The sequence below is a fragment of the Microbacterium sp. EST19A genome (genome assembly GCF_019969685.1).
Taxonomy (GTDB): Bacteria; Actinomycetota; Actinomycetes; order Actinomycetales; family Microbacteriaceae; genus Microbacterium.
In genome coordinates this window covers 1,756,509-1,776,384 of the sequence record NZ_JAHXYZ010000001.1, presented here as the reverse complement: position 1 = coordinate 1,776,384, position 19,876 = coordinate 1,756,509, and the positions used below count along the sequence as shown (strand labels likewise).

Sequence of the window (19,876 nt, the reverse complement as noted above, 5' to 3'; positions counted from 1 at the left end):
CGCTACGCGATGCCGCCGCCGTCGACCACGAGCGCCGAGCCCGTGACGTACGACGAGTCGTCGCTCGCGAGCCAGACGACGGCCTGCGCGACCTCGTGCGGCTCGCCCATGCGGCGCAGCGGACGGTCGGCGGCCTCGGCGAGGAACGCGTTCGTGTCCTGCGAGAGCTGACGGGCCTCTTCGCGCAGCATTCCGGTGTTCACATCACCCGGGTTGACCGAGTTGACGCGGATGCCGGCCGGCCCGTGGTCGATCGCCAGCGCGCGGGTCATGTTCACCACGGCGCCCTTCGAGGCGCAGTACGAGATCGCCTGACCGCCGCCCTTGAGGCCCCAGCCCGAGCCGGTGTTGATGATCGAGCCGCCGCCCGCAGCCTCCATGATCGGCACGATGTGCTTGCACATCAGGAAGATCGAGCGCACGTTCACGCCGAAGACACGGTCCCACTCCTCGACGGTGGTCTCGACCGCGGTCGTGCGGCGGATGATGCCCGCGTTGTTGAACACGACGTCCACGCCGCCGAACTCGGCCACCGCGGTCGCGATGACCCGCTCGATGTCGGGCTCGCTCGCCACGTCGGCGGAGATCGCGACGGCCGTGCCGCCCGCTTCGCGGATCTCGGCCGCGACGGCCTCGGCGGCCTCGGCGTTCAGGTCGACGACGGCGACCGACGCGCCCTCCGCGGCGAGGGCGATCGACGTGGCACGGCCGATGCCGCCGGCTCCTCCGGTGACGATGGCCTTCTTGTTCTCGAGTCGCATGGGATTCCTTTCGGGTGCTTTCAGACGGGGGTGAGTTCGGGGGCCGCGACGGCGTACAGGCTGCTCGTGCCGACGCCGGTGACGATGCGCACGTGCCCGGCGAGCCGCGCATCGAGCTCGAGATCGCCGGTGTCGACGAGCAGCGGGCGACCGAGCAGGTCGATGATCTTCTGTTCCGGCGCGACGACGAGCAGCGGGTCGTCGCCGAGGGCGCGGACGACGGATGCGGAGAGCTGCTGGTTGCCGCGACCGAGCAGGAAGCCCTGCCCGCCGATGACGGTGACGACGGCCTGTGCGGGCCCGCGGGCAATCTCGGCCAGGAGCTCCTGCTCGCTCGCCCCGCGGACGACGACCGCGCCGTCGAGCACGACGTCGACGCCGAGCGGGCTGCCCTCGACGCCGAGCTGCCGGGAGATCGCAGCGGTGGTGCCACCCGGACCGAGGAGGTAGCGGATGCCGGGCAGCATCCGCGCGACCGCTCCGCGCGCGGCGGCTTCGACGGCTGCGGCTTCGGATGCCGGGGTCGCCGCCTTCCGCGCTTGGGTGCGTCCGGCGAGGTACGGCACCCGCAGCATCCCGTAGAGAGTGGGGTCGACGCGCGCCCGTCGCATCGCCGCCTCGTCGATGTCGAGCACCTCGCGGTCCGCAGTGGGCAGCCCGCCCCGCGTCACCCAGTCCGCGGCGAGCGCACCGGCCGCCCGTGGACTCACCGCGAACACGGGCGAGTACATCTTCACGCCCGCCGGGATGCCGAGCACCGCCGGCATGATCTCCGCTCCGAGTCCGGCTGCCGCATCCCGCAGGGTCCCGTCGCCGCCGACCACCAGGATCAGCTCGGCGCCGGCCGCGGCAACCGCGGCGACGGCGCGCTTGGAGTCGACGGCATCCGTCGGCCGCGCCGAATCAGGCAGACGCGCGGAATCAGGCAGATCCAGCGGGAAATCGCCTGATTCCGCGTGTTCGCCTGATTCCGCGCGGGTGCGAGACGTCGCGGCCGCCGAGTACACGACGCACGGCACGAGCCCGGCGCCGCGCACGGCATCCGCTCCCATCTCACCGGCCGCGGTCGCCACGACCAGCCCCGGATGCTGCGCCGCCAGCACCGACAACGCCAGGGCCGTCCGTTCCTGCACCCGCGAACGCGCGCCCCGCGAGACCGCGAGGCGCTGCACGTCCGCACCGTCGGAGCCGGCGAGCCCCGCAGGCCCGCCGATTCCGGCGACAGGGTTGACGACCAGGCCGATCACGAGGCGATGGACTCCTCGAGCACCGGCTGCGCGACGGCATCGGTCGGCATCTCGTGGAAATACTTCCGCCGGTAGGCGCGCCAGGTGACGGCCCAGAGCGCCGGGTCGTCCAGGGAGTCGTGATGCGTGTGGTGCACGGTCTGGTTGTGCGGGGCGGTGCGCACGAGCTCCGGATCCTCCCGCGCCTCCTGCGCCACCCGGGCGAGCGCCGTGACGTACTCGTCGATCTCGGCCTTCGAGTAGCACTCGGTCGGCTCGAGCGTGAACGGCTGCGGCACCACGTAGGGGTGGTGGCTCGTCCAGTAGTGGAAGCCGTAGTCCGCCATGCGGATGCCGATCTCCTCCGACGTGATGCCGGTGTCTTCGAACAGCTCCTGCCAGGAGTACCGCACCTGCTCGATGCGGCGGCGGCCCGTCGCGTAGGGCGCCGAGGCTCCCGGGATCTCGAGCACCTTCTTCAGCAGGTAGTTGTTGTTCAGCACGGCGATCTGCGACGCGGTCAGCAGGCCTTCCGCGCCGAGTGCCATGATCCACGCGTACGCGCGCACCACATGCAGGATGACCCCGTGCGCCGGGGCGACGTGTCCGATCGACAGCTCCCCCGGCTCGCGCACCACGAATCCGTCGCCGACCTTCTCGACCCGAGGGCCGGGGAGGAAGGGCGCCAGGGCTGCGGAGACCGCGTTCGCCGCCGCGCCCGGACCGCCGCTGCCGTGCGGGGCCGAGAACGTCTTGTGCAGGTTGAACTGGCAGACGTCGAAGCCGGCGTCGCGGGCGCGGGTGATGCCGAGGATGCCGGCGGCGTTGGCCTGGTCGTACGAGGCGAGGGCGCCCACGGCATGCGCGGCGTCGACCCACTCCCGGATCGCCGGGTTGTAGATGCCGGTGTCCTCGGGATTGGTGACCATGATCGCGGCTGTCCGCTCGGACAGCGCGGCCTTCAGCGCGTCCAGGTCGGGGTAGCCGTCGGTATCCGGGTAGATCGTGATGATCTTGTACCCGGCGACCTTGGCCGCGGCGGCGTTCGACGGGTGGCTGAAGATCGTCGTGATGACCTCGTCGCGCTGATCTCCCTCGCCGCGGGACTCGTGGTGCGCCCGGATCATCGCGATGTTCGTCCAGATGCCGGCCGATCCGCCCGGGGAGGCGAGCGAGACGGCATCCATCCCGGAGATCTCCTGCATCATCTGCTCGAGTCGCCAGATGAGCTCCAGTGCGCCCTGCGTGTCGGCCGGGTCCTGCGCCGGGTGCAGCGCCCGCAGCTGCGGCACCTCGATGAGCTGGTCGTTGATCTTCGGCGAGTACTTGATGGTGCAGGTTCCCTGGCCGATGTCGACGTTCAGGTCGGAGCCGAGGTTCTCCTGCGACAGTCGCAGATAGTGCTTGAGCACGCGCATCTGCGCGATCTCGGGGAGAGCCGGAGGCGACGGCCGCCGCATGCCCTCGGGAAGGGATGCCAGGACGTCGCCGACCGCGTCGCGCACGACAGGCTCGACGGGCGTGATCGACACGCCCCGCTCGCCCGGGGTGGACAGCTCGAAGACGATCGGCTCGTTCCAGCTGGCCTGGTGGAAGCGGCGCGGGCCGGTGGTGGGGGCGATGGGGAGGCTCATGCGCCGTGCTCCTTCGTCGTGTCGGAAGATCCGGTGTCGGAGGTGAAGGCCGCGACCGCGTCGGCGAGACGGTCGATGTCGGCGGCCGAGGTGGCCTCGGTCACGCACACCAGCAGCGTCTGCTGGTCGAGCGCGATCCCGGGTTCGATGCCCTGGGCGCGCAGCGCCGTGATGACGTCGGCGGCACTCGTCGCGGCGAACCTCACCGTGAACTCGCGCAGGTGCAGCGCGGCGTCGCCGAGCTCGACGCCGGGGATCGCCTCGAGCTTCTGCTGCGCGTAGCGCGTGCGGGCCAGCAGCAGCTCGCCCAGCTCGGCCATGCCGGCGGGGCCCATGAGCGAGAGGTAGACGCCGGTGGCGATCCCCCACAGGGCGGCGGCGGTGCCGACCCATTCCTTCCCCTCTTCGCGCTGGGCGAAGGAGGTGCGCTCGTAGGCGACGTCGCCGAAGCCGTACTCGCCCGGCACATCGGTGGACTCCAGGCCGAACAGGCGGGACGGCATCTCCATCACGAACCGTTCGTCGTCGTGCACGGCGATGAAGCCGGCGTGCGCGCCGCCGAACCACTGGTGCAGTCCGAGCGACTGGATGTCGCCGGTGACGATGTCGGCGCCCTGCATCGACGGCGGGGTCAGCACGCCGTAGCCGATCGGGTCGGTGCCGACGACGACGATCGCGCCGACCGCGTGCGCGGCCTCGGCGATCTGAACCAGCCGGGTCTCGACGGCGCCGGTGGCGCTGGGCGTCTCGATCCAGACGGCCGCGACATCATCGCCCAGCAGACCCGTCAGGGCTTCGATGTCGGCGACGCCGTCGGCCGTGGGCACCTGCTCGATCGTGAGGCTCGTACGGATGTAGTCGTGCACCTTGGAGAGCTTCTCGGGCAGCACGTCGCTCAGCGCGAGCACGCGCCCCCGGCCGGTGAGACGGCCCGCCATCGCGAGCCCGGTGGCCGTGGCCTGGTAGCCGTCGTAGGTCGGCACGTTCACGACGTCCATCGCGAGCAGCTCGGCCATCAGCGACTGGTACTCGAACAGCGCCTGGAACCGCCCGTGGTCCTCGTACGGCTCGCCCGCGTAGGCGCTAAGGAACTCGCTGCGGCGGATCACCTCGTCGACGACGGCGGGCACGTAGTGGTTGTAAGTGCCGGCGCCGAGGAAGCTCAATCGCTCCTCGGTCGAGCGGTTGGAGGAGAGGATGCCGCGGACGTGGCGCGCGAGATCCTGCTCGGCGATCAGCGGCGCCGGCAGGTCGAGCGGTCGGTTCAGGCGCAGCGAGTCGGGGACGTCGGCGTAGAACTCCTCGACGGATTCGGCGCCGACGGCGGCGAGCATCGCCGCGCGCGATTCGGGTGCCGTGTTGGGGATGTACGGATGCACGAACGTCGTCATGCTTCCTCCTTCGGATCGTGGTCGTGCAGAGGCGAGGTCAGGGTGGCGAAGGGCACGGTCTCCGACCGCGGGGCCGCGAGCACCGCGACGCCGTAGCGCCCGAGTTCCAGCCGGCCTTCGTGGCGGATGCCGGTGAGCAGATCGGTTCCGGGACCGCGGAGGTCGAACGCGACCGGCGCGCGTCCGTGGTTCAGGTAGAACGTGTAGTCGGTGGTCTCGTCGGCCCGGGTGACGACCTCGACGTCGACGTCCGTGTCGTCGCGGGCCGGAAGCCCGGCAGTGCGCAGCACGTCGCGGAAGATCGGCAGCATCCCCTCCGGCTCGACCATCGCGCTGAGGTACCAGGCCGAGCCGTCGCCGACAGCACGACGCGTGACGGCGGGCAGCCCGTCGAGTTCGCCGCTCGCATAGGTGCCGCGCACCTCGACGTCGTCATCGGCCTCGAGCCACTCGCTCCAGCTCGGCACCGCGAGGCTCTCGCCGGCGTAGTCGATCGTCTCGGAGAGACCATCGGCGATCGGCCACTGCTCGTCGACCTCGATGCCGAGGAGATCGCGCAGCAGTCCGGGAGCTCCCCCCTCGTGCACCTTCTCGGTGGCGTCCACCACTCCCGAGAAGGGGCCGACGACGAGGTGGCCGCCGCGCTCGACGAACGCCCGCAGCGCATCGGCCTGAGGCTGCTCCACGATGTAGAGGTTCGGCACCACGACCACGTCGTACCCGTCGAACGGACCCGTGGCACGCACGGCATCCGTCGGCTGCCCCAGCGTGTACAGCGCGCGGTGCCACGACCGGGCCTGCGGCGCCCACTGCAGCCGCTGCGACGGCAGCGACTCGACCGCGCTCGTGCCCCACCAGGAGTCCCAGTCGACGACGAGGGCGACGCGCGAGCGCACGCGGGTGCCGCGCACCGGCTCGAGCTTCTTCAGCTCGAGCCCGAGGGTCTTCGTCTCCTGGAAGCTGCGCGACCGCTCGCCGCGGTGGCCGAGCATCGACGAGTGGAACTTCTCCTGGCCGTACTTCGCCTGGCGCCACTGGAAGAACATCACGGCATCCGACCCGTGGGCGACGGCCTGCATGCTCTCGACGCGGATCTTGCCCGGGGCCTTCGGCACGTTCACGTCGCGCCAGCTCGTGGCACTCGCCGACGACTCCAGCAGCAGCCACGGCTGCCCGCCCTTGAGCGAGCGCATCAATCCGTAGTTCAGGGCGGCGCCGACGTGCGAGGTCGGATCGACGGGCTCGGGGTAGGCGTCATCGGTGACGACGTCTTCCACGGCCGCGAAGTCCCAGTAGTCGAGGTCGCGGAACATGCTCATGAAGTTCGTGGTCACCGCGATGTCGGGCGTGACCTCGCGGAGCACGTCGATCTCGACCTGGAAGAGCTCCAGCAGGGCGTCGGACGAGAACCGCTCGAAGTCGAGGAGCTTGGTCGGATTGACCGGACCCGGCGCCTTCTTCGGCGTCTCGATGTGGTCCCACGACGTGTAGCGCTGACCCCACACGTTGACGCCCCAGGCCTCGTTGAGCCCGTCGAGGTCGCCGTAGCGGTTCTGCAGCCAGCGGCGGAAGTGCCGGGCCGACTCGGGGCACCAGCAGCGGGAGATGTGGTCGCCGTACTCGTTCGAGATGTGCCACATCGCGAGCCCCGGGTGCGCGCCGTAGCGCTCGGCCATGGCGCGGGCCATGCGCGCGACGTTCTCGCGCCAGATCGGCGACGAGGGGCAGTAGGTCTGGCGGGAGCCGAACTCCAGGCGGTGGCCGTCGGCATCCCACGGCGCCATCTCGGGGTGCGCCCGCAGCAGCCACGAGGGCGGCGTCGCGGTGGCGGTGGCGAGGTCGATCGCGATGCCCGCCTCCCACAGCAGGTCGATGATGCGGTCGAGCCAGGCCCAGTCGAAGACGCCGGGTTCCGGCTCCAGCTGCGGCCAGCTGAAGATCGGCAGACTGACCATGTTCACGCCTGCTTCGCGCATCAGGCGGATGTCGTCGCGCCAGGTCTCCTCCGACCACTGGTCGGGGTTGTAATCGCCGCCGTAGGCGAGCGCGTCGAGGCGGACGCGCCGGGTCGGCTGGTCGGCGGCGGATGCGGGCACGACGGCTCCTCTCTGAGTTTCGCCCCGGGTGCGTTCCAGCTCTGGTGCTTTTCCGTAACCGGTTGTATTCTGTATACAACACACTAGGACGTCGGTCGGAGGTCGTCAAGCCATAGGCTGACGAGCAGGCGGCAGAACGGGAGAGGCATGGCGATCGAACGCAGGAACCTGCGCTCGCAGGTGCGTGCGGAGCTTCTGGAGCGGATGCGGGCCGGCCTCGTGCAGCCCGGAGAAGGCATCAACGAAGTCCAGCTGGCCACCGAACTCGGCGTCAGCCGCACACCCCTGCGGGAAGCGCTCATCGCCCTCGAGTCCGAGGGGCAGATCGAGAGCGAGAACGGCAAGGGCTTCCGGTTCGTCCCGCTCAGCGCCTCCGAGTTCCGCGATCTCGCGCCCGTCATGGCCGCGCTGGAGAGCCTCGCGCTCGAACTCAGCCCGCCCGACGAACTGCGTGAGATCGGCATCCGTCTCAAGGACATGGCGGACGCCTTCGCCGACGAGCTCGTCGAGCATCAGCTCGTCATCACCAAGGACGACGAGTGGCACAGCGTCATGCTGTCGGCCTGCCCGAACACCCGTCTGCTCGCCGTCATCGAGAGTGTGCGCAGCTCGTTCCATCGGTACGAGTCACTGCTCGTTCCCGAAGACGTGAAGGTCGAACGCGTCGCCGCCGAGCACGCCGAGATCGCGCGGCGCCTCGCCGCCGGCGACATCCCCGGCGCCGTCGACGCACTGAAGCTCAACTGGCTGCACGGCATGCAGCGCATCCTCGACAACGCGACGAGCAGCTACTTCACCGCGTAGTCGCGCCGCTCGGCGCGCATCCTTCGGGGTCGTTCAGCGACCCCTGCTCACCGTTCCGCCGCCTGCTGCTCGCCGTTTCACCACCTTTCGCGTCCCTCTGGGCGGCTCGTCAGAAGAGCCGTAGTATGTCCACGTCAACATAGCGCCCACGGCTCATCGCTGAACGATCCTCATTAGTTCATGTCTCGAACTTGACCGCAAGAGCTTTCCGGAAGCTTCTCCCTGAATTCATGACCAGGGCGAGAAGGTAACGAAATGATCACGTCCGCTTGACTTCGAGACTCGAACTCAAGAAAGTAGGTCGAGCGAAGCCGACAGTGAAGCGGATTTCGCCCGGGCGTCGACAGCGACGCCCCCGTTCACAGCGAAGGAGCTTGGAATGAAGAAGAAGTACGCACTCGCCGCACTGGGTCTGGTGGGAGCACTCGCCCTCGCCGGCTGCGGTGGCGGCGGCGCCGGCTCGACGGCCGGCACCGACAAGGGTTCCGTCGACAAGGGCGACCTGCTCATCGGCGTCTCGATGCCGACGCAGACCTCCGAGCGCTGGATCGCCGACGGAAGCGCCGTGCAGGACGGCCTCGAGGAGTCCGGCTACCAGGTCGACCTCCAGTACGCGGGCGACGACATCCCCACGCAGGGACAGCAGATCGACCAGATGATCACCAAGGGCGCCGACCTCCTGATCATCGCCGCCATCGACGGTACGGCGCTCTCGTCGCAGCTCGACGCCGCGGCCGCCGCGAACATCCCCGTCATCTCCTACGACCGGCTCATCCGCGACAGCGAGAACGTCGACTTCTACGTCACCTTCGACAACTACAAGGTCGGCGTGCAGCAGGCGACCTCGCTGCTCACCGGACTCGGCGTGCTCGACGCGGAGGGCAAGGAGACCGGCGAGAAGGGCCCGTTCAACATCGAGCTCTTCGCCGGATCGCTCGACGACAACAATGCGCACTTCTTCTGGCAGGGCGCCATCGACACCCTCCAGCCGTTCATCGACGACGGCGTGCTCGCCGTGCCGTCGGGCCAGACCGATATCGAGCAGGCCGCGATCCTGCGCTGGCAGCAGGAGACCGCGCAGAAGCGCATGGAGGACCTGCTGACCTCGACGTACGGCGGCGGCACCAAGCTCGACGGCGTGCTCTCCCCGTACGACGGCCTCTCGCGCGGCATCATCACCGCGCTCCAGGGAACCGGCGGCCTCGGCCCGGACATCGCGGCCGGACTCCCGATCGTGACGGGACAGGATGCCGAGATCGGTTCGGTCAGCCTGATCAACCAGGGCGTGCAGTTCGCGTCGATCTTCAAGGACACCCGCAAGCTCGCCGAGCAGTCCGTGGTCGTCGCTGAAGACATCCTCGAAGGCAACGAGCCCGAGGCGAACGACACGAAGACGTACGACAACGGCGTGAAGGTCGTGCCGTCGTACCTGCTCCAGTCGGACATCGTCTACAAGGACAACATCGGCCCCCTCCTGATCGACTCCGGCTACTGGACGCAGGCCGAGGTCGACGCGGGCGTCGCCGAATAGTCCCACCTCCGTCGGGCGCGCGGCCACCGGCCGCGCGCCCCTCGGTCCGATCGGAAGGACCACATCTGATGACGTCACCCATCCTGGAGATGCGCGACATCGACAAGAGCTTCCCGGGCGTGAAGGCGCTGCAGGGCGTCAACCTCGACGTGAAACCCGGCGAGATCCTCGCGATCTGCGGCGAGAACGGAGCGGGCAAGTCCACGCTCATGAAAGTGCTGTCGGGGGTCTACCCGCACGGCAGCTACGGCGGGCAGATCATCTACGAGGGCGTGGAGGCGAAGTTCGGCTCGATCAACGACTCCGAGCAGGTCGGCATCGTGATCATCCACCAGGAGCTCGCCCTGATCCCGTACCTCAGCGTCGCCGAGAACATCTTCCTCGGCAACGAGCGGCGGGGCCGCGGCGGACTCATCGACTGGGATCGCGCGAACTCCGAGGCGAGCCGGCTGCTCGCGCAGGTCGGCCTCGACGAGGACCCGACCACCCCGGTCTCACAGCTCGGGGTCGGCAAGCAGCAGCTCATCGAGATCGCGAAGGCGCTGTCGAAGAACGTGCGGCTCCTCATCCTCGACGAGCCGACGGCCGCGCTGAACGACACCGACTCCGCACACCTGCTCGACCTGCTGCGGCGCCTGCGCGACGAGGGCATGACGTCGATCATCATCTCCCACAAGCTGAACGAGATCGCGGCGATCGCGGATCGCACCACGGTCATCCGCGACGGGCACTCGATCGACACCCTCGACATGAAGGATCCGGCGTCGACCCAGGACCGCATCATCCGGGCCATGGTCGGCCGCGACCTCGCCAACCGGTATCCCGAGCGCACGCCCGACCTCGGCGACGAGGTGCTGCGCATCGAGAACTGGACGGTGCATCACCCCACCCAGCCGGGTCGCGTCATGGTCGACGACGCCTCGCTCCACGTGCGCGCCGGCGAGGTCGTCGGCATCGCCGGCCTGATGGGCGCCGGACGCACGGAACTCGCGATGAGCGTCTTCGGCCGCACCTACGGGCGCAACGCCAGCGGGCGCGTCTTCGTGCGCGGCAAGGAGGTCAACACCTCGACCACGAGCGCCGCCATCCGTGCCGGTATCGCGTACGCGACCGAGGATCGCAAGAAGTTCGGTCTGAACCTCATCGACGACATCCGCCACAACATCACGATGGCCTCGCTGCGGCTGATCGCGCCCGGCGGGTGGATCGACGCGAACCGCGAGCTCAAGGTCGCCGAGCAGTACAAGGCGGAGCTCAACATCAAGTCGCCGACGGTGCTGCAGATGGTCGGCAACCTGTCCGGCGGCAACCAGCAGAAGGTCGTGCTCAGCAAGTGGATCCAGACCGGGCCGGAGGTGCTCATCCTCGATGAGCCGACCCGGGGGATCGACGTCGGAGCGAAGTACGAGATCTACACGATCATCAACCGCCTGGTCGCCGAGGGGAAGGGCGTGCTCGTCATCTCCTCCGAGCTGCCCGAGCTGCTCGGCATCTGCGACCGCATCTACACACTGGCCTTCGGCAGGATCACCGGCGAGGTGCCGGCCGCCGAGGCGACCCAGGAGAACCTCATGCAACTCATGACTGTCGAAAGGACGGCCGCGCCATGACCGGCGTCACGAATCTCTTCAACCTCGTCACACGGAATCTGCGTCAGAGCGGCATCCTGGTCGCCTTCGTGGCGATCGTCGCCTTCTTCGCGATCCTCAACCCGACGTTCCTGTCACCGGGGAACCTGACGAACATCGTCCTCCAGTACTCGTACATCCTGATCCTGGCGATCGGCATGGTGATCGTCATCATCGCGGGGCACATCGACCTGTCGGTGGGCTCGGTCGTCGCGCTCACCGGTGCGGTCGCCGCCGTGCTCGTGATCAGGGGCGGTCAGCCGTGGTGGGTCGGCGTGATCGCCGCGCTCCTCGTCGGCGTGCTCGTCGGCGCGTGGCAGGGCTTCTGGGTCGCGTTCGTCGGCATCCCGGCGTTCATCGTGACGCTCGCCGGCATGCTGCTGTTCCGCGGACTCACCTTCCTCGTGCTCAGCAACGTCTCGCTCTCGCCCTTCGGCGGCACCTACTACTCGATCGCGAACGGCTTCTTCAACGGCCTGTTCGGCGGGTACGGCGTCGACGTCTTCACGCTCGTGATCTTCGCGATCGGGGTCGTCGGGTATGCCGTCTGGCAGGTGCGCACGCGCCGCGGCAAGATCGCCCACCAGCAGACCATCGAGGCGCTCCCCTGGTTCATCGCGAAGATCGTGATCATCGCCGCCGTCGTCATGTGGTTCGGCTACCAGCTCTCGACGAGCCGCGGCCTCCCGTTCGTGCTGATCCTGCTGGCGGTGCTCATCATCGCCTACTCCGTGATCACGCAGAAGAGCGTTTTCGGCCGTCACGTCTACGCCATCGGAGGCAACCTGCACGCCGCCCTGCTGAGCGGCGTGAACGTGCGGAAGATCAACTTCTGGATCTTCGTGAACATGGGCCTGCTCGCCGGTGTCGCCGGCGTGGTCTTCTCGTCTCGCACGAACGGCGCCCAGCCGGGAGCCGGCAACATGTTCGAACTCGACGCGATCGCAGCCTGCTTCATCGGCGGCGCGGCGGTCACCGGCGGGGTCGGTCGCGTGGGCGGGGCGATCATCGGAGGCCTGATCATGGCGGTGATGAGCAACGGCATGCAGCTCATGGGTCTCGACCAGGCGACCCAGCAGGTCGTGAAGGGTCTCGTGCTGCTGATCGCGGTCGCCTTCGACGTCTGGAACAAGCGTCGGGCGGGGGCCGCCCGCTGACCTCGGCGGCGGCGTCCCCTCGCGGTAGGCTCCCGCTATGAGCAGATGGCCCGGCGGTTCCCAGTCGGGACTGCGTGAGGCCAACACGGCGAAGATCGTCGATGCGGTCAAGCGCTTCGGCGGGCTCACTCAGGTCGAGCTCGCCGAAGCGACGCGCCTGTCCACGGCCACGGTGTCGGCGATCGTGAAGGAGCTCTCGCAGACCGGCCTGGTCGAGACGCGGCCCACGTCGCGGAGCGGCCGCCGGGCGCAGCTCGTCACGATCGCCCGCCGCGCCGGGCTCGTCGCGGCCGTGCAGATCGGCAGCCGCAGCATGCGCGTGCGGCTCACCGATGTGGGCCAGGACGTGCTGGCCGACCGTTCGATGCCCCTCCCCGCGGACCACGCCGAAGACACGGTGCTGGACCGCATCGCCCTGCTCCTCGTCGACATGCTGGCGATGATCGCCGCGGATGCCGACGATCTGATCGGCGTCTGCATCGGCATCCCGGCACCGATCGACCCGGAGTCGGGGCTCGTCGCCTACCGCGGAGTGATGCGCCGGTGGGAGGACCAGCCCGTCGCCGAGGTGGTGCAGCAGCGCCTCGGCTGCCCGGTGCTCGTCGAGAAGGACGCGAACCTCGCCGCCCTCGCCGAGGCCACGCTCGGCACCGCCCGTGACGTCGCCGACAGCCTGTTCGTGCACGCCTCCTACACGACCAGCGCGGGCATCGTGCTGGGCTCGCGGCTCTATCGCGGGCGCTCCGGCACCGCCGGAGAGATCGGCCACGTGCAGGTCGATCCGTCGGGGTCGATCTGCACGTGCGGGCAGCGCGGCTGTCTGGAGACGCTCGTCGGCGCCGAGGCGATCACCGCGCCGCTGCGAGCGACGTACGGCCATGTGACCTTCCGCGACGTGATCGCGCAGGCCGCGTCGGGCGACCCGGGATGCGCGCGCGTGATCGCCGACGCGGCCACCCTGATGGGACGGGTGGTCGCCGGGGTCTGCCAGTCGCTCGCGCCCGAGGTCATCACCGTCGGCGGGGAACTGGTGGATGCCGGGCCGATCTTCCTCCTGCCGTTCGCCGCGGCCGTCCGGGAGCACGCGCCGCACAGCCGCGTCGCCCGTCGCGATCCGGTGCCGTCGTCGTTCGGCAAGGATGCCGTGCTCGTGGGGGCGACGATCCACATCCTGCAGTCGACCGATCCGTCGCAGCTGCTCGAGGTGCGCTCGTGAGCATCACCGCATCCCAGGCCGAACCGCTGCTCACGCTGCGCGGAGTGACGAAGTGCTTCGGCGCCGTCGAGGCGCTCACCGACGTCGACTTCACGGTCAACGCGCGCGAGGTCGTCGGACTCATCGGCGACAACGCCGCGGGCAAGTCCACGCTGGCCAAGATCATCTCCGGCGCGCTCGCTCCGACCGCCGGGGAGATCCACATCAACGGCGATCCGGTCGAGATCGGCTCACCGGCCGACGCGCACTCCCTCGGCATCGCCACGGTGTTCCAGGATCTGGCGGTGTGCGAGAACCTCGATGTCACGGCCAACGTCTTCCTCGGTCGTGAGCTCCGCACGTCGAAGGGCATGCTGCGCGAAGCCGACATGGAGACGGCGACCCGGCAGGCGATCGACGACCTCGGCGCCAGCATCCCCTCCATCCGCGTGCCGCTGAGCACGCTGTCGGGTGGGCAGCGGCAGGCGGTCGCGATCGCCCGCACCCTCATCAGCCAGCCGCGACTCGTGGTCCTCGACGAGCCGACCGCCTCGCTGAGCGTCGCCCAGACGGCCGACGTGCTCACGCACATCGAACGGTTGCGCGAGATGGGTCTGGGCGTGATCTTCATCAGCCACAACCTGGGAGACATCCAGGCGGTGTCCGATCGCGTCGAGGTGCTGCGGCACGGCAGGAACAACGGATCCTTCGCGGGTCAGGACGTGAAGCACTCCGACCTCATCGCTGCGATCATCGGGACATCGCGGGGTTCGCGCCCCTAGGAGTCCGCCGAACAGTGGAGTCCGCGCTCCGCGGGGGCTACGGTTGACGCCACGAGCGTCGAAGGGCAGCGAATTGGGCGGAATGGAAGAGGCGACCGAGCCGGTCGAGATGGATCCGATCATGTCTCCGACGCTGACGGATGAGCAGTGGGAGCGCCTGGTCGCGGCGGGGGTGCCCGAGGCTGTCGCGATCGGCGACTACGTCTTCCGCACCGGCGAATCGGGTTACGACCTCATCGTCATCGAGTCCGGCGAGATCGAGGTCATCCGCGACGCGCTGCGATGGGTGGGCGAGGTCGTCATCACGACGATGGGTCCGCGCACCTTCGCCGGCGAGCTGGGCCTGCTGAACGGGCAGGGCGCGTTCCTGTCGGCCCGCGTGACGAAGCCGGGGCGCGTCCACCGCGTGACCCGAGCGGCCCTGCGCACGCTGATGAACGAGGACGACGAGCTGTGCGACGTGATCCTGCATGCTCTCTGGGCGCGACGGGAATCGCTGCGCACGGGGCCTGCGGCCATGACGCTGAAGTTCCTCGGCACCACGACGTCGAGCGACTTCCTGGCGCTGCGTCGCTTCGCCGAGCGTCTCGACCTGGTGCACAAGGCGGTGGCCCTGTCGCCCGCCGAGCTCGACGACCTCGGCGCTCTCGACACGCACCAGTTCACCCTCGAGGACCTTCCTGTGGCCTTCATCCAGGGCGAGCCGCTCGTGCGTGCGACGCCCGGACTCGTCGCCGAGCAGCTCGGCCTCAGCTACCAGGCGCAGGCCGACGAGATCGTCGACCTGGTGGTCGTCGGCGGTGGGCCCGCCGGGCTCGCCGCCGCCATCTACGGCGCCTCCGAGGGTCTGAGCACGGTGCTGCTGGATGCCGTGGCACCGGGTGGCCAGGCCGCCGCGACGTCGCGCATCGAGAACTTCCTCGGGTTCCCGTTCGGTGTCAGCGGCGGCGACCTGATCGGGCAGGCGATCCTGCAGGCGCTGAAGTTCGGGGTGCGGGTCTACGCACCGTGCGAGGCCGTCGGGCTGACGCGCGTCGGGCCCGACCTGCTCGATGTCGCCCTGTCGGACGGCCGCCTGATCCGCGCGCGCAGCACCATCGTCACCTCGGGAGCGGCCTACCGGCGCCTCGACCTCGACCGCTGGGAGGACTTCGAGCGGTCCGGGGTCTACTACGCCGCCACCCCGCTCGAGCTGCGGCAGGTGCAGGGCAAACCCGTCGTGGTCGTCGGCGGGGCGAACTCCGCGGGGCAGGCGGCGCTCTACCTCGCGGCGCACGGGTCGCCGGTGCACCTCGTGGTGCGCGGCGCCGACCTGAGCACCCGCATGTCGAGCTACCTCGCCGACCGGCTCGCCGACGACCCGCGCGTGCGCGTGCACACCTCGTCGAACGTGGTCGGCCTCGAAGGCGACGGCACCCTGGAGTCGGTGCGCATCGACAGCGTCGGAGCCGTCGACGCCCGCGGCCTGTTCTGCTTCATCGGAGCGACCCCGGCGACGTCCTGGCTGCCGACGCTCGACCGCGACGCCGAGGGCTTCATCCGCACCGGGACCGACGTGGGCATCCAGACCCTCGAGCAGTGGCAGGGTCTCGGCCGCGAACCGCTGCCGTTCGAGACGTCGGCGCCCCGGGTGTTCGCCGCCGGAGACGTGCGACGCGGATCGATGAAGCGGGTCGCCGCCGCCGTCGGCGAAGGATCGAGCGCCGTGGCATCCGTCCATCGCGCCCTCGCGTTCTGAGACAGAGATATGAGTCGTTCTGAGAGAGGAAAGACATGACTTCCGACATCGACACGAATGCAGCGCCGTCCGGCACCGGATGCCGGGACTGCGACGAGCAGGACGGGTTCTGGGTGCACCTGCGCCGCTGCGCCGCCTGCGGGAACGTGGGCTGCTGCGACACCTCACCCGGCCAGCACGCCACCGCGCACTTCCGCGAGAGCGGGCATCGGCTCATGCAGAGCTTCGAGCCCGGCGAGGACTGGTTCTGGGATTTCGTCGACGAGGCGACCTTCGAGGGACCGGAGCTGGCAGCCCCGACCAGCCATCCCGCCGATCAGCCCGCGCCCGGTCCGAAGGGACGCGTGCCTGCGAACTGGCGCGACTACATCCACACCTGAGGCCGCGTCATCCCGACAGCGTGACCGCGAGGTCGATGAAGAGCGCGGCCGACCAGCCGAAAGCGGTCGTCGCGGTGCGGGCCTTCTGACCGGTGCGCGGGTTGAAGTACTCGTGCGGCCCGCCGCCGTGGATCACGAGTGCGACGGTCTGCTCGCGCAGCTCTCGCGCCCGATCGGCGTATCCGGATGCCTCGAGCCCCTCGGCGACGAGGACGTTGGTGTTCACCCAGACAGGGCCTCGCCACATCCGCTCGGCCGAGAACTCGGGATCGGATGCCGCCACCGTCGGCAGCCCCCACGCCAGCGCGAACCGCTCGGGGTCGTCGACAGCCGCACGCAGCCCCTCGGCGATCGGCTCCGGCAGCGTGCCGGTGAGAAGCGGCATCAGGCCGACGATCGTGTCGCTGAGCTGCACCTCCCCACCGCCCGCGGCGAGGAACCTGCCGCGCTCGGCATCCCACATCTCCAGCAGCAGTTCCTGCGTCGCCGCAGCCCGCGCGGCGAACCGCGTCAGGTCGGCACCCGGCTCGTAACGGGCGAGCAGTCCGGCGATCTCGAGATCCTGCCGCACGAGGTACGCCCCGAGGTCGGGCGCGGCAGTCGGCAGAGGGCCGTCGAAGATCGGGCTGTCGTCGAGACCCGACGAGTACGGATGCCCGTACTCCGGCATCCCGTCGTGATCGAGATCGCTGCCGGCGAACCACCAGTCCTGCGAGCGGATGACGCGGCCGAGCTGCTCGCGTGCCCAGTCGGGTGCGTCCTCCGCCTCGAGCACCTTGCGCAGCGCCCAGGCCGCGAGAGGCGGCTTCGTCAGGGGCACGGGAGCGCTCGGGTCGGCGATCTGCGAGCCCGCGCGGCGCAGGTTCGCGCGATCGCTCTCGGGCAGGTCGTCGCTCGTGGCGAGCACACCCTCCTCATGCACGACGTCGGGCAGCTGTCCGTCGGGCTGCGGGAACCGGAACGCGATCTCGAGCTGCTCGCGGGCGAGCTCGGGGTCGCCGTGACGCAGACCGACCGCGATGAAGTACGCGTCCCACTGCCAGAGTCCGACGTAGCCGATCTTCGACGGGACGATCGCCCGCGCATCGCCCAGCGACGGCAGCTCGACGATGTTCGCGCCGAGCACCCACCAGCAGAACGCGGTCATCTCCTGCAGGTCGTCGCGCACCGTCGGGCACTTCGCGAACCAGTCCGACCAGATGCGGTCCGTCGCCGCGAGCGCGGCATCGTGGTCGCCGGGCTCGACGGTCACGGAGCGGTCGGCGGCGATGCGGATCCGGATGCCGTCGCCGAGCGGATGCCGCCACACGCTGCCGTCCGGGAGCTCGAGCCGCACGGTCAGATCGGCGGTCCCGCCCAGACTCAGCGTCGACGGGTCGGCGAAGGTGAGCGTGGCGGTGGGATCGGGCGCTTCCCCGAAGGTGATCCGCCCCGGGAGCACGTCCGTCACCGGCAGCACCTGCCCGTCGGCATCCGACACCGTCAGACGATCGAGAACCCGGCACTCCGTGAGCCGCCGCTCGTACTCCGAGGTGTGCACCCGCACGCCGTCGCCCTCGCGGAACACGAGCACGCGCGACCGCGGGAGGGTGAACGGCGCCGACACCAGGTCGAGGTGGCGCCCGGCGAGGGCCGCGGCATCCGTCATCATCGTCCTCCGAGGCCCGAGGCGGCCATGCTGTTGAGGATCTTGCGCTGCCCGATCACGAACACGATCAGCATCGGGACGGTGGCGATCGCGGAGGCCGCCATCACGAGGCCGTAGTTGACCGAGCCCTGCTGACTCTCGAACGCGTTCAGCAGCAGCGGCACCGTGAAGAGGTCGGGCGAGTTCAGCAGCACGAGCGGGAAGAGGAACGCGTTCCACACGTCGAGCGCGACGATGATGCTGAGCGCGGCGAGTCCCGGCTTGAGGTTCGGCAGCACGACGCTCCAGAAGATGCGCCAGCGGCCGGCGCCGTCGACGATCGCGGCCTCCTCGAGCTCGCGCGGGAGTGCCAGCACGAACTGCCGCATCAGGAACACGGCGAACGGGTTCGCGATGACGCCCGGCACGATGAGCGCGAGGTGGGAGTCGACCCAGCCGAGGTTCGACATGAGCAGGTAGAACGGGATGAGCGTGACCTGCTTGGGGATCATCTGCGTCGCGAGGAACACGATGAACAGCACGCGGCTGCCGCGGAAGCGGATGCGCGCGAACGCGTAGCCGGCCATCGAGGCGGTGATGAGGGTGCCGACCACGACGAGCAGGGCGATGTACCCGCTGTTGAGATACGCCTGCCCGAACGGCACGGCGTTCCACGCCTCGGCGTAGTTGTCGAAGGTCCAGGGGTTCGGCAGGAACTCGAGCGGGTTCTTCAGCAGCTGCGGCAGCGTCTTGAACGAGGTGAGCAGCATCCACACGAACGGGAACACCATCGCGATGCCGGCGACGATCAGCACGACGTGCAGGGCGGTGGATCCGAGGCGTCGGCGCGATCGTCCGCCACCGGGTCCGCCACGACCGCGTCGGCGGTATCCGGGCGCGGTGAGCGCGATGGTCGAGTCGGTCGCCGGAGCAGGACCGGTCAGCGGCGGGGTCTGGGTGCTCATGCGGGGTCATCCTCGTAGTGGACGAACTTCTTCTGTGCACCGAACTGCACCAGCGTGATGACGAGGGTCAGCACGAGCAGGATGATGCTCGCGGCGCTCGACGGACCGAACTCGAACCGCCCGAAGCCCAGATCGAAGATGTGGTAGACGATCGTGCGGGTCGCGTTGTCGGGCCCGGCGTTCTGCACGAGCACGTAGACGGTGTCGAACGTCTGCAGCGACGAGATGAAGGCCACGACCGACGAGAAGAAGACGATGGGCGAGAGCAGCGGCAGACGGATGCTGGTGAACAGCCGCCAGGGACCGGCGCCGTCGATGCGCGCGGCCTCGATCACCGAGGGCGAGATGTTCTGCAGCCCGGCGAGGAAGATCACGACGTTGAGACCCATCGACGACCAGATCGTGACGATGCAGACGGCGAGGAGGGCGAGCTTCGGATCCTGCAGCCAGTCCGGCGGCGTGATGCCGAAGATCTTCGAGATGGTGACCGACAGCAGGCCGTCGGAGCGGAACATCTGCTGCCAGATCATCGCCACGGCGACCGTCGAGGTGACGACGGGGGCGAAGAAGAGGATCAGGTAGAGGGTGCGCGTCTTCAGCTTCTCGAGCGCGACCGCGACGATCACCGAGAGGCCGAGCCCGATCGGCACCGTCACGACGGCGATGATCAGGGTGTTGAGGATGGCGCGGCCGAGCAGCGGATCCTGCAGCTGATCGGCGAAGTTGGCGAAGCCCACCCAGGTGAGGTCGGTCAGGCCGTCCCAGTCCGCGAACGCGAGCACGAGGCTCGCGGCGAAGGGCAGCACCACGAAGAGGCCCATGCCGATCATCTGCGGGCCGACGAAGATGTACCCCCAGAGGCGATCCCGGCGGCGCCAGGGCGCCTCCTTGCGCAGGGGCGGGGCGGATGCCGCAGGTGCTGCCTGCGGCATCCGCCCGTTCTCGGTGAGAGTGGTCACTC

At 69.4% G+C, this 19,876-nt stretch carries 16 protein-coding genes; 8 read left to right on the top strand and 8 right to left on the bottom strand.

The features are described 5' to 3' along the window. Positions 1 to 2 precede the first annotated feature (2 nt). From LC452_RS08800 to LC452_RS08780, 5 genes are read right to left on the bottom strand one after another with little or no spacing between them, the layout of a single operon-like run. A complete protein-coding gene (locus LC452_RS08800; protein ID WP_223624236.1) occupies positions 3 to 761 on the bottom strand; it encodes an SDR family NAD(P)-dependent oxidoreductase in 759 nt (252 codons plus the stop codon). A gap of 20 nt (positions 762 to 781) precedes the next feature. After that, positions 782 to 2,008, bottom strand: coding sequence for an ATP-NAD kinase family protein (locus tag LC452_RS08795; RefSeq protein ID WP_223624234.1), 1,227 nt, complete (start codon positions 2,006 to 2,008; stop codon positions 782 to 784). After that, positions 2,005 to 3,621, bottom strand: a complete 1,617-nt coding sequence (gene gcvPB, locus LC452_RS08790) for an aminomethyl-transferring glycine dehydrogenase subunit GcvPB (RefSeq protein ID WP_223624231.1) — start codon at positions 3,619 to 3,621, stop codon at positions 2,005 to 2,007. The genes LC452_RS08795 and gcvPB overlap by 4 nt, the downstream gene beginning before the upstream one ends. Beyond that, complete coding sequence (gene gcvPA / locus LC452_RS08785; protein ID WP_223624230.1) at positions 3,618 to 5,012, bottom strand: aminomethyl-transferring glycine dehydrogenase subunit GcvPA; 1,395 nt, start codon at positions 5,010 to 5,012, stop codon at positions 3,618 to 3,620. The genes gcvPB and gcvPA overlap by 4 nt, the downstream gene beginning before the upstream one ends. Then, complete coding sequence (locus LC452_RS08780; RefSeq protein ID WP_223624228.1) at positions 5,009 to 7,108, bottom strand: beta-galactosidase; 2,100 nt, start codon at positions 7,106 to 7,108, stop codon at positions 5,009 to 5,011. Before LC452_RS08780 ends, gcvPA begins: the two co-directional genes overlap by 4 nt. Positions 7,109 to 7,255: 147 nt before the next feature. Between LC452_RS08780 and LC452_RS08775 the strand changes: the two genes are divergently transcribed. The 8 genes from LC452_RS08775 to LC452_RS08740 all read left to right on the top strand — a co-directional run bounded on the left by LC452_RS08775 (position 7,256) and on the right by LC452_RS08740 (position 16,323). Next, entirely contained in the window at positions 7,256 to 7,912 is a 657-nt protein-coding gene (locus tag LC452_RS08775; RefSeq protein WP_223624226.1) for a GntR family transcriptional regulator, read from the top strand. A gap of 379 nt (positions 7,913 to 8,291) precedes the next feature. Continuing rightward, positions 8,292 to 9,443 carry a multiple monosaccharide ABC transporter substrate-binding protein gene (gene chvE, locus LC452_RS08770; RefSeq protein ID WP_223624224.1) on the top strand — a complete coding sequence of 384 codons (1,152 nt, stop codon included), beginning with the start codon at positions 8,292 to 8,294 and terminating at the stop codon, positions 9,441 to 9,443. Positions 9,444 to 9,511: 68 nt separating this feature from the next. Beyond that, a complete protein-coding gene (mmsA, locus tag LC452_RS08765; RefSeq protein ID WP_223624222.1) occupies positions 9,512 to 11,053 on the top strand; it encodes a multiple monosaccharide ABC transporter ATP-binding protein in 1,542 nt (513 codons plus the stop codon). Then, positions 11,050 to 12,228 carry a multiple monosaccharide ABC transporter permease gene (mmsB, locus tag LC452_RS08760; RefSeq protein WP_223624220.1) on the top strand — a complete coding sequence of 393 codons (1,179 nt, stop codon included), beginning with the start codon at positions 11,050 to 11,052 and terminating at the stop codon, positions 12,226 to 12,228. Before mmsA ends, mmsB begins: the two co-directional genes overlap by 4 nt. Before the next feature lie 37 nt (positions 12,229 to 12,265). Further along, a complete protein-coding gene (locus LC452_RS08755) occupies positions 12,266 to 13,444 on the top strand; it encodes an ROK family transcriptional regulator (RefSeq protein ID WP_223624218.1) in 1,179 nt (392 codons plus the stop codon). After that, entirely contained in the window at positions 13,441 to 14,205 is a 765-nt protein-coding gene (locus LC452_RS08750) for an ATP-binding cassette domain-containing protein (RefSeq protein WP_223624216.1), read from the top strand. Before LC452_RS08755 ends, LC452_RS08750 begins: the two co-directional genes overlap by 4 nt. Positions 14,206 to 14,326: 121 nt before the next feature. Continuing rightward, on the top strand, positions 14,327 to 15,943 hold the full coding sequence (locus tag LC452_RS08745) for a cyclic nucleotide-binding domain-containing thioredoxin-disulfide reductase (RefSeq protein WP_223624214.1): 1,617 nt from the start codon (positions 14,327 to 14,329) through the stop codon (positions 15,941 to 15,943). A 35-nt stretch (positions 15,944 to 15,978) separates the two neighbouring features. Beyond that, complete coding sequence (locus tag LC452_RS08740) at positions 15,979 to 16,323, top strand: UBP-type zinc finger domain-containing protein (protein WP_223624212.1); 345 nt, start codon at positions 15,979 to 15,981, stop codon at positions 16,321 to 16,323. Between the two features lie 7 nt (positions 16,324 to 16,330). Here LC452_RS08740 and LC452_RS08735 read toward each other — a convergent pair whose 3' ends face one another. From LC452_RS08735 to LC452_RS08725, 3 genes are read right to left on the bottom strand one after another with little or no spacing between them, the layout of a single operon-like run. Continuing rightward, complete coding sequence (locus LC452_RS08735) at positions 16,331 to 17,974, bottom strand: amylo-alpha-1,6-glucosidase (protein WP_223624210.1); 1,644 nt, start codon at positions 17,972 to 17,974, stop codon at positions 16,331 to 16,333. Then, positions 17,971 to 18,915 carry a carbohydrate ABC transporter permease gene (locus tag LC452_RS08730; RefSeq protein ID WP_223624208.1) on the bottom strand — a complete coding sequence of 315 codons (945 nt, stop codon included), beginning with the start codon at positions 18,913 to 18,915 and terminating at the stop codon, positions 17,971 to 17,973. Before LC452_RS08730 ends, LC452_RS08735 begins: the two co-directional genes overlap by 4 nt. Continuing rightward, a complete protein-coding gene (locus LC452_RS08725; protein WP_223624206.1) occupies positions 18,912 to 19,874 on the bottom strand; it encodes a carbohydrate ABC transporter permease in 963 nt (320 codons plus the stop codon). Before LC452_RS08725 ends, LC452_RS08730 begins: the two co-directional genes overlap by 4 nt. Positions 19,875 to 19,876 lie beyond the last annotated feature (2 nt).

Coding starts and splice junctions, on each gene's coding strand:
- LC452_RS08800 (WP_223624236.1), bottom strand. CDS start 761: ATGCGACTCGAGAACAAGAAGGCCATCGTCACCGGAGGAGCCGGCGGC.
- gcvPB (WP_223624231.1), bottom strand. CDS start 3,621: ATGAGCCTCCCCATCGCCCCCACCACCGGCCCGCGCCGCTTCCACCAG.
- gcvPA (WP_223624230.1), bottom strand. CDS start 5,012: ATGACGACGTTCGTGCATCCGTACATCCCCAACACGGCACCCGAATCG.
- LC452_RS08775 (WP_223624226.1), top strand. CDS start 7,256: ATGGCGATCGAACGCAGGAACCTGCGCTCGCAGGTGCGTGCGGAGCTT.
- chvE (WP_223624224.1), top strand. CDS start 8,292: ATGAAGAAGAAGTACGCACTCGCCGCACTGGGTCTGGTGGGAGCACTC.
- mmsA (WP_223624222.1), top strand. CDS start 9,512: ATGACGTCACCCATCCTGGAGATGCGCGACATCGACAAGAGCTTCCCG.
- mmsB (WP_223624220.1), top strand. CDS start 11,050: ATGACCGGCGTCACGAATCTCTTCAACCTCGTCACACGGAATCTGCGT.
- LC452_RS08755 (WP_223624218.1), top strand. CDS start 12,266: ATGAGCAGATGGCCCGGCGGTTCCCAGTCGGGACTGCGTGAGGCCAAC.
- LC452_RS08745 (WP_223624214.1), top strand. CDS start 14,327: ATGTCTCCGACGCTGACGGATGAGCAGTGGGAGCGCCTGGTCGCGGCG.
- LC452_RS08740 (WP_223624212.1), top strand. CDS start 15,979: ATGACTTCCGACATCGACACGAATGCAGCGCCGTCCGGCACCGGATGC.
- LC452_RS08735 (WP_223624210.1), bottom strand. CDS start 17,974: ATGATGACGGATGCCGCGGCCCTCGCCGGGCGCCACCTCGACCTGGTG.
- LC452_RS08730 (WP_223624208.1), bottom strand. CDS start 18,915: ATGAGCACCCAGACCCCGCCGCTGACCGGTCCTGCTCCGGCGACCGAC.